Below are 4215 nucleotides of genomic sequence, written 5' to 3'. Positions count from 1 at the left end.
GCTCATGATAAAACGCCACGCCAAGCAGGACGCTATCTCATTAATCCATCGGAAGGATTCGCTACACGCTGACACGCCAAACCTCGCCCGTATCTTCCGTTCAGAAAAACCGCACATACCCTTGTGGCGTTTTCTGCGGACGCGTGTGGCAGCCTGAAAAATCGTCAAAACTCAATAAAACACTATAAAAATCAAGCCAATCAGTTGATTAAGCCACGCTATTACATAGGGCATGGATAAGCCCCCTGTTGCCGTAACAACAAGAGGCTTTAGCACTGTTGTACCAAAACAACCCGTCTATCGTTCCACGCAGAAAAGAAAGGAAAACTTGCATGCGTACTCAAGTAGCCAAACGCAACACCCTACTCTGGAAGTCCGCCGTTGACTTTGTTAAACGTCGGTACATGAAAGCCTTTAACGCCATCATCGAGCCATCTCCCGAGTACTTTCTAATCGTATTCGATAACAATGACTCCATTCAGTCGTGTGCCGGTTTTAGTTTCGCCAAGTCAGGCCCTCTATTGTCCGAATGTTATCTGGACTCACCGTCCGAGGAGACGCTGTCGCGCATCACCAACACCCGGATCGAACGCGACAGCATCGTCGAAATCGGCAATACCGCATCGATCAATTCAGCTGCCGGCCAGACCCTGTTCAACATGCTCTCAATGGTGACCTGGTGCATGGGCGCACGCTACGTGCTGTGCACCTGTACACCCCAATTGATCAAATCGATGGGCCACTGCAACGTCRAGGTCAACAAGATCTGCGATGCCGACCCGCAACGCATGACTCCCCAAGCGGAAGTCGAATGGGGGTCCTACTACGAGCAGACGCCCATCACCGGCTACATCAAGCTGAGCGAGATGAAGCATCACTATCACGAGACCGTCCTCAAGACCGTTTTCCGACTCGACGTGCAGAGTGAGCAAGCAGCATGACGCATTTCGTCGAAGACTTGCTGGCCCAGGCCCAACGCACACCGGATGCCGTCTGCGTCGTCGATATTCCTGCGGCGGACGGCACGGGCGGGCGCCGCCTGACCTACACCCAGGTGCTGGAACATGCCCGGCAGCTTGGGCAACACATGAACCGTCAGTTCACCGACGAAAAGCGCACCATCGGCATTGTCATGCGCAACAGCAGCGACTGGGTCATTGCCGACTTCGCCTGCCTGCTCTTCGGCTTCACCTCCTTGCCGCTGCCGTTGGGTTTCAGCAAGTACCAGGCCGAACACCTGGCCTTCGAATGCTCGGGCTTCCTGGTCGATGACAAAGGCCGGGAAACGCTGGAAAAGCGCTGGGAAATCGACCTGAACGCCAGCCGCCTGATCCATGTGCCCAGCGCACTCGAGACCTCGCTTGCGGTGCCTGCGGGCCCAGGCTTCATCGACAGCGCCGATGCGGAATGGACCTGCAAAGTCATCCACACCTCCGGCACCACCAGCAAGCCCAAAGGCGTGAAGCAAAGTCTCGGCGGACTGAGCGCCGTGCTGCAATCGCTAATCGATGTGGTCCCGGCCGCCGTGCAGAAACGCTACCTGTCGGTGGTGCCGTTGAGCCTGTTGATCGAACAGATCACGGCGGTCTACCTGCCGCTGCTGTCCGGCGGCACGGTGTACTTCCTCGACGAGCAAACGCCGCTGATCGGTGAGGCGGGCTACAACACCTCGGCGATTCTGGCGCAACTGCTCAGAACCCGGGCAAGCGCGGTGACCGTACCGCCGATCATGCTCGACGTGCTCCTTGAAGTGGCCGAGCAGAACACTGACGCGGAGCTGCTGTCGTTGCTGCGCAACGAGTTGTACATCACCGCCGGTGGCGCTCCGATCAGCAGCGAAAAACTGCAGCGCCTGAGCGCGCAGGGTATTCAGGTTCATCAAGGTTACGGATTGAGCGAGAACGGTTCGGTGGTGAGCGTCAACACCCCGGCCAACAGCAAGCTCGGCAGCGTTGGCAAACCCCTGCCGCACGTCCAGGTCCGGGTGACGGATCAGCAACGGGTAGAAATCAAAAGCAGCTCGATGTTCCAGGGCTACTCGTGGGTCGATCCGAGCGCCTGCTCTTTCACCGAGGATGGCTGGCTGCGCACCGGTGATATCGGCGAGTTCGATGACGAGGGTTTCCTGTTCATCACCGGACGCGAGAAAAACATCATCTGCCTGCCCAATGGCCGCAACGTTTCTCCGGAACAAATCGAGCTGGAGTTCAAAGAGCAAACCGGCGTGAACGATGCGCTGATGTTCATGACCGCAGATGGGCAACTGGCGATCATGCTCAGCGTCGGACCGCAATTCGATCACCAGCATACCCAGGACTGGGCGCAACAGCGCTTCTCGGAAGTCGAGCTGCCGCAGGCCATCTGGCCACTGGCGCCGGACACTCCGCAGTTGCAAAGCCTCTACGCCCTCAATGGACCGGCCCGTAGAGCCCACGCCACCGACCTGCATCGTCAGACATGTACTCACTAAAGGACTAGCGACATGACTCAATCCATTTATCAGGCGAGCGTCATCACCGATCGCGCGTATGCCTTGAACGCCGACACTGCGACGGTTTTCGAAGAGCTTTCGAACGCCGGCGTGATTATCTTCCGCAACTGCATCCAGTCGCTGGACGAGTTCGGTGCCTTCGTGAAAAAACACAGCTCGCGCCTGAGCCTGGACCCGGGCCGCGTGATCGCCAAAGGCGTCGCACAACTGGTCGACGCCGGCACCGACGCCGTAGGCCTGCACTGCGAAAACGGCAACGCGCCGATCTGGCCCGACCTGACGTGGTTCTTCTGCGAGATCGCCCCCACCAAAGGTTCGCAAACCACTTTGTGCGATGGGGTGAAGGTTTACCAGGAACTCAGCGAAGAGGCCCGTCAGCGCTTCGAGAACACCCGTATCCGCTACCGCCGCACGGTGACGGGCGAAAAGTGGCGCAAGATCGTCAGCTACTACAAACCGGAAATCCAGCAGCTGGAAGACGCCAGCTTCGAGCACCTGAACGAGATCATCGGCCAGGACCCCAACACCCGGATGGAATACAACCCGGACACCGATTGCGTGGCCTATGCCTACAGTGTCCCGGCGTGCCAGATCTCCAGCTTCTGTGAGCATCCGGCCTTCGCCAACAGCATTCTCGGGCCGTCCTTCAACTACGAAAAACCGGTGATCGATTTCGAGAACGGCGAAGAGATTTCCGCCGACCTGCTGGCGGAGATTACCGAGGTCACCGAACGCAACACGCACTCCGTGGGTTGGCAGGACCTGGACCTGGTGATGATCGACAACCGTCGGGTCATGCATGGCCGGCAGGCGATCATCGATGACCAGCGTCGCATCTTCAATGCGCTGAGCTATCGGTAATGCTCGCCATGACGAATCACTCATCGAAGGCCTGTACGAGCGTTTCGTCGACAACCACGGTCATCAACTGATTGACCGCAACGGCGACTTCAGCCTGTAGGTGCCGAAGTCGTGCGCTCGATCCCCGCATCGGCGCACGGCTCGTTGTGCGCGCCCCCCATCGGCACCTATCACCTACCGCCATGCGCAGGCCCGCAACGCCTACGGCAAAGCCTCGCCCGCCAAACACGGTGGCATCACCGCCGGTAACCCGCTGTCACGCAACCCGGCGCAGATGCACCGCCGCACCTTGATCGAACAATTGCCACCCGCCCCGCTTGAGGATCAAGTTTGTGGCCAGGACCGATTGAAGGTCTCGGGGCTCTTCAGACCGGTGTAATGCGATAAGCGCAACGGCGGGCATTCATCAGAATGTGCTCCACACGTTCAACCCTGGCTTGCAGAACCTGCTCGAACACATTCAATTCGGCACGGCAGAAACCCTGGCACGCGGTCGCCGCCGCGCAGATCGGGCAATGGTTTTCGATCAGCACAAAAGCCCCCCGGCGTGAACAACATCACGTCAAATCAAGGAATCAGAAATTTCCTCTTGTGCTCTCCCTCGGCCAATCAGCCAGCGTTGAAATGCCCGACATTGCGTTTTCTGCAAAGTGTCCGGGTGCCTACTCAGGTCATACGGCGAAGGAAGAGGCATGGCTCGCTGCYAGGGAATGATCAAGCGCCCCTCATTGATGTCACCTGGGGCACCTTCCAGCTCAAACCATTCGGCCCAAGAGAGGGGGTGAATCAAATTTCGGCTCTGGTTTGCAGCCGTTTCCTAAGCACACCCTATTGTTACCGAACGTCCCGGCGCGACGTAATTC

4 protein-coding genes are annotated in these 4215 nt (G+C 58.2%); 3 read left to right on the top strand and 1 reads right to left on the bottom strand.

What is annotated here, in order from left to right; all coding sequences use genetic code 11:
- Positions 1 to 332 precede the first annotated feature (332 nt).
- Genes AC1DH9_RS24075 through AC1DH9_RS24065 form a run of 3 tightly spaced genes read left to right on the top strand, consistent with a single transcriptional unit; the run spans position 333 to position 3352 of the window.
- A complete protein-coding gene (locus tag AC1DH9_RS24075; RefSeq protein ID WP_477808902.1) occupies positions 333 to 941 on the top strand; it encodes a thermostable hemolysin in 609 nt (202 codons plus the stop codon).
- Positions 938 to 2470 (top strand): AMP-binding protein, encoded by a 1533-nt coding sequence (locus AC1DH9_RS24070; RefSeq protein ID WP_427536683.1) that lies wholly within the window; start codon positions 938 to 940, stop codon positions 2468 to 2470. The genes AC1DH9_RS24075 and AC1DH9_RS24070 overlap by 4 nt, the downstream gene beginning before the upstream one ends.
- Before the next feature lie 12 nt (positions 2471 to 2482).
- The gene (locus AC1DH9_RS24065) at positions 2483 to 3352 is read left to right on the top strand and encodes a TauD/TfdA family dioxygenase (RefSeq protein WP_427536685.1); all 870 of its coding nucleotides are present in this window, start codon (positions 2483 to 2485) and stop codon (positions 3350 to 3352) included.
- 365 nt (positions 3353 to 3717) lie between these two features.
- On the opposite strand, the gene AC1DH9_RS24060 is transcribed toward AC1DH9_RS24065, so the two are convergent.
- Entirely contained in the window at positions 3718 to 3885 is a 168-nt protein-coding gene (locus tag AC1DH9_RS24060; protein WP_427536687.1) for a helix-turn-helix domain-containing protein, read from the bottom strand.
- Between the last annotated feature and the right edge of the window lie 330 nt (positions 3886 to 4215).

The sequence above is a fragment of the Pseudomonas sp. 05T35 genome (assembly GCF_056396605.1).
This window is presented reverse-complemented; position numbering and strand designations above follow the sequence as displayed.